Raw genomic sequence first — 4701 nt, forward strand, 5'->3', positions numbered from 1 at the left:
TGGGATGAAAAATATCCTGTGCGTGATATGGGCAATGGAAAAGTGAGAGCTGTCGGAGGGGCACTGGCCATGCAGGGTTCCGGTATTTCCGGTGTGGATCAGGCTGCTGTTGAGATTCGTCTGTCAGATGAAGGAACCTACAATATGCTAATCGGAGCGACAGATATGGGAACAGGCTGTGATACAATTCTGGCACAGATGGCGGCAGAATGTCTGGAATGTGATGTGGACAGAATCGCAGTCCACGGTGTGGATACAGATGTTTCCCCTTATGATACCGGTTCTTATGCGTCAAGTACAACATATGTTACCGGCAACGCTGTCATTAAAACATGTGAGACACTGAAAAATAAGATGATTCATCTGGCAGCTGAAAAGATGGTCTGTACGGATGAAGAAGTTATTTTCGAAGGGGATCGTTTTTATGTTCCGGACAGTGAAAAAGAGATAACGCTTGAGACACTGGCAACCGCAAGTCATTTTAACCGGAATGACGTGATGAGTGCCTCCGAGAGTTTTTCGTCTCCTGTATCTCCGCCGCCGTTTATGGCAGGAATGGTTGAGATTGAACTTGACAAGGCAACCGGTCAGGTGGAAATTATTGATTATGCGGCAGCAGTGGATTGCGGTACACCGATCAATGAGAATCTCGCCCGGGTTCAGACGGAGGGCGGTATTGTTCAGGGTATCGGCATGGCACTTTATGAAAATATACAGTATCGTGCCGATGGTGCGATGATCAATAATTCCTTCATGCAGTATAAGATACCGAGCCGTATAGATATGGGAAAACTGCGTGTTGAGTTTGAAAGTGCCTATGAACCGACAGGACCTTTCGGTGCGAAATCCATCGGAGAGATCGTTATCAATACACCGTCTCCGGCACTGGCCAATGCAATCTATAATGCCTGCGGCGTTCGTCTCCGTGAATTGCCGATGACAAGTGAACGTATTAAAATGGGCATGCTGAAACTGGAAAAATAATGAAAAAAATAAAAATTGTACTTCTGGCTGCGGGATCAGGAAAGCGATTTGGCGGAGGAAAACTGGAAGCATTGGTGGACGGAAAGCCAATGTATCTCCATGCTCTGGAAAAAATTTCAGATCAGATTCTGCCGGATCATCCTGTGGTGGTGACGGGAAATCCTGTCATTATTGCCGCAGCCGAAGAAAAACATATAAAAATCATCCAAAATTTGAATCCGGAACTGGGAATATCCCATTCAATCCACTTGGCAGTAAAGAATTTTGTGGATAAAGACAGGGATTGGGATGCGGTTATGTTTATCGTATGTGATCAGCCATGGCTTCGGAGGGAAACAGTTGCATCGATGCTCAGAGTCTATGAAGACGGAATTCTTGCAGCAAAGTCGGGTGACAGAAAAGGAAATCCGGTGATTTTTTCAAAAAAATATGCGGAGGAACTTTTGAATTTGTCCGGAGATGTGGGCGGACGTCAGGTAATGGAACGTCATAAAGAGGATGTGCGGTTTTTTGAAATTGAGGATGAAAAGGAACTTTTTGATATTGATAAAAAAGAGCAGTTAGAAGATAACAGGAGGAATGTATGATGTGTACAGTTTATCTGGATCAGGTGGCAAAGCCGGTTCCTATGGCCGACGGCGCAGAAGCAGCAGGAAAGCAGGCTGTTTCAATGGATAAGGAAAATCTTCAGGCAATGATCCAACATACAAAAGAGCAGTTAAACAGTCTTTTCCACGGACCGGGGGCAGATTATGTCGTGTTTACGGAAGGTGTCGGGGCGGCATTTGACAAAACGCTTCGCAGCATTTTGAAAAAGGGGGATCATGTGCTTGTTTCTCCTATGGAAAGTGATGCTGTGATGAATATACTCAAGGATATGGAAGGGGATGTGGCGTACAGCCTGCTTCCATGTAATGAAAAGGGTCAGCTCGTTTTATTTGACGAAGAAAAAGGTGAAAAAGGTTTTGAAGCGGTTGAGCGATTAATGCGTCCGAATACAAAGGCGATCATTATTAATCATGCTTCGGAAGTATGCGGTACAGTGCTCCAGGTGAAAGAGATGGCAGAGTTTGCAAGGAGAAAGAATCTTCTTATGATTGCCAATACTGCACAGACAGCAGCATTTGTTCCGATTTTTATGAATATATGGGGCATTGATATTCTCACATTCAGCGGCGGCTATGGACTTCTGGCATCGGAAAAGATCGGCGGATTTATTGCAAGTGAAAAGGCATGTGAGTTCCTCGGAGGAAAAGAGGGGCTTCAATCTTTTGAGATGAATCCTCTTGATATCGAAAGAATCGGCCAGTTAAGCAGAGCTTTTGAATTTATTAAAGAGACGCGGCTCTTTAATCTCTGCAGTACCGCACAGAAACGTGCCGAACAGTTTATTCGGAAAGTTCAGCATGTCAATGGTGTGCATATTATCGGTCCGGGATATAAAGACCGTATTCCGGTTGTCTCCATTCAGACAGATTTTATGGATGAAAAAGAGCTGGAAGAGACACTGAAGAAACAGTATGGCATTGTGATTCAGTCCGGTCTTCATGGGGCAGAGCAGGCGCATAAGACACTGGGAACATGGCCGAGAGGAACAGCAAGATTTTCATTTACATATTTTAATACAGAATCGGACATTGATAAGATCACACAGGCTTTATGGCAGCTGACCGTCCACAGCGATAAAGTACCGGATGTGAAGCGGATGCCGAAAGAATAAGAGAAAAAAGGAGAGGAAAATGAAACTGATATCAACAAAAGATGCAGTAGGCCATGTGTTGTGTCATGATATTACCCGCATCGTGAAGGATCAGTGCAAGGGACCTGCCTTTAAAAAAGGCCATATTGTAACAGAAGAAGATATTCCGGAGCTTTTAAAGCTTGGAAAAGAACATTTATATGTATGGGAGAAAAAAGAAGGCTGGCTTCATGAAAATGAGGGGGCTGAAGTTTTATGCCGTCTTTGCATCAATGACCATATGCGTCGTTCCGAAGCCAGCGAGGGAAAGATCGATCTTTATGCAGAGACAGACGGGCTGCTTAAAATTGATACAGACCGTTTGAAGGCTGTAAATTGTAAAGGACAGGTCATTATCAGTACCCGTCACAGTAATTTTACAGTAAAGAAAGGGGATAAACTGGCAGGAATGCGGGTAATTCCTCTGATTATTGAGGCATCTCATATGAAGGACGTCCAGGCGGCAGCAGGTGATGAACCTTTAATGAAGATTCTTCCGTTTAAGGAAAAGAAGGTCGGAATCGTTACGACCGGAAGCGAAGTTTATCACGGACGTATTCAGGATACATTCGGTCCTGTCATCAAAGATAAACTGGCAGAGTTTCCGACACAGATTCTCGGTCAGACAATCGTGGATGACAACAGTGAGATGATTGAAAATGCCATTCAGGATTATTTAAATCAGGGTGCGGATATGGTTGTCTGTACCGGAGGCATGAGTGTGGATCCGGATGATCTGACGCCGGGAGCCATTGCAAAGACTGCAGGAAGTCTTGTCTCTTACGGAGCACCGGTTCTTCCGGGAGCTATGTTTGCTCTGGCCTACACTAAAGATAAAAAAGTTCTTGCCGGTCTTCCGGGATGTGTGATGTATTCAAGAAGAACGATTTTTGATTTGATGCTTCCGCGACTTATGGCAGATGATCCGGTAACTGCAGAAGAACTGGCAGAGCTTGGACATGGCGGACTTTGCCTTAACTGTGATGTCTGCACCTTCCCGAACTGCGGATTTGGAAAATAAGGCTGGAAATGATTATGAAAGAAATATATTCAGAATTAATGAGTGTTTTAAAAGAGGGTTATCCTGCAGCACTTTGTACAAAGCTTTTGTCGGAGGGAAGAAGTGAAAAATGGGTTGACAGACATCCGGAAATTTCTTCAGATGAAGCAGATATCTGCCGTGAAAATTATCTTCCGGAAGAGCGGCTCATTATTCTCGGCGGCGGTCATGTGTCCCATCCCCTTGCTTTATTTGGAACAGAGAGCGGATTTGCTGTGACTGTGGTGGATGATCGTCCTGCATTTGCAAACAGACAGCGTTTTCCGGAGGTGCGGCAGGTACTCTGCGAAAGTTTTGAACGCTGTTTTGAAAAATTAAAAATTACATCGAATGATTATGTGGTTGTTGTCACAAGGGGGCATCGTTATGATATGGATTGTCTGAGAGCGCTTCTTTCCGGCACAGAACCGGCATATATGGGAATGATGGGATCCAAACGCCGTGTCATAGGTATCAAAAATCTTCTTATTGAAGAAGGTTATGATCCGTCTGCCATTGACCGTATTCATATGCCGATCGGATTGGCGATCGGTGCCTTGACACCAGCGGAAATTGCTGTATCGATCCTGGCAGAACTGATTCAGGTGAAACGCAGCAGAAAACAGGATTTTGATCCTTCGGATGCGGATTTTTCCGTATTAGAGAAGCTTTCTTCGGAAGAGGAGCCCCACAGTATTGTGACGGTACTCGAGACAAGAGGTTCCACTCCAAGACGTCCGGGAGCGAAGATGATCGTCTATCCGGAAGGAAGAATTGTGGGGAGCATCGGAGGCGGATGTGCGGAAGCAGAAGTTATGCGTGAGGCACTCCATTATATCGGAACAGGAAAATGTGCAAAGATCACTGTAGATATGACAAAGGATGTCAGCGAAGAAGATGTGATGGTGTGCGGCGGTACAATGACCGTACTTATCGAAGG

The 4701-nt window shown here is 44.9% G+C and carries 5 protein-coding genes; all 5 read left to right on the plus strand.

The features are described 5' to 3' along the window. On the plus strand, positions 1–984 hold a 984-nt coding region (locus QZZ35_RS09230; RefSeq protein WP_291237133.1), incomplete at its 5' end, for a xanthine dehydrogenase family protein molybdopterin-binding subunit. Further along, the gene (locus QZZ35_RS09235; RefSeq protein ID WP_291237134.1) at positions 984–1571 is read left to right on the plus strand and encodes a nucleotidyltransferase family protein; all 588 of its coding nucleotides are present in this window, start codon (positions 984–986) and stop codon (positions 1569–1571) included. The genes QZZ35_RS09230 and QZZ35_RS09235, both read left to right, overlap by 1 nt. Then, a complete protein-coding gene (locus tag QZZ35_RS09240; protein ID WP_291237135.1) occupies positions 1568–2704 on the plus strand; it encodes an aminotransferase class V-fold PLP-dependent enzyme in 1137 nt (378 codons plus the stop codon). Before QZZ35_RS09235 ends, QZZ35_RS09240 begins: the two co-directional genes overlap by 4 nt. A gap of 19 nt (positions 2705–2723) precedes the next feature. Then, the gene (locus QZZ35_RS09245) at positions 2724–3743 is read left to right on the plus strand and encodes a molybdopterin-binding protein (RefSeq protein ID WP_291237136.1); all 1020 of its coding nucleotides are present in this window, start codon (positions 2724–2726) and stop codon (positions 3741–3743) included. 14 nt (positions 3744–3757) lie between these two features. After that, a partial coding sequence (locus tag QZZ35_RS09250) for an XdhC family protein (protein WP_291237137.1) occupies positions 3758–4701 on the plus strand: 944 nt, incomplete at its 3' end.

Origin of the sequence: Frisingicoccus sp. (assembly GCA_016298055.1) — a bacterium.
Lineage (GTDB): Bacteria > Bacillota > Clostridia > Lachnospirales > Lachnospiraceae > Frisingicoccus.

Excerpts from the sequence above, each read along its gene's own strand:
- QZZ35_RS09235 (WP_291237134.1), top strand. The coding sequence starts at position 984 with ATGAAAAAAATAAAAATTGTACTTCTGGCTGCGGGATCAGGAAAGCGA.
- QZZ35_RS09240 (WP_291237135.1), top strand. The coding sequence starts at position 1,568 with ATGATGTGTACAGTTTATCTGGATCAGGTGGCAAAGCCGGTTCCTATG.
- QZZ35_RS09245 (WP_291237136.1), top strand. The coding sequence starts at position 2,724 with ATGAAACTGATATCAACAAAAGATGCAGTAGGCCATGTGTTGTGTCAT.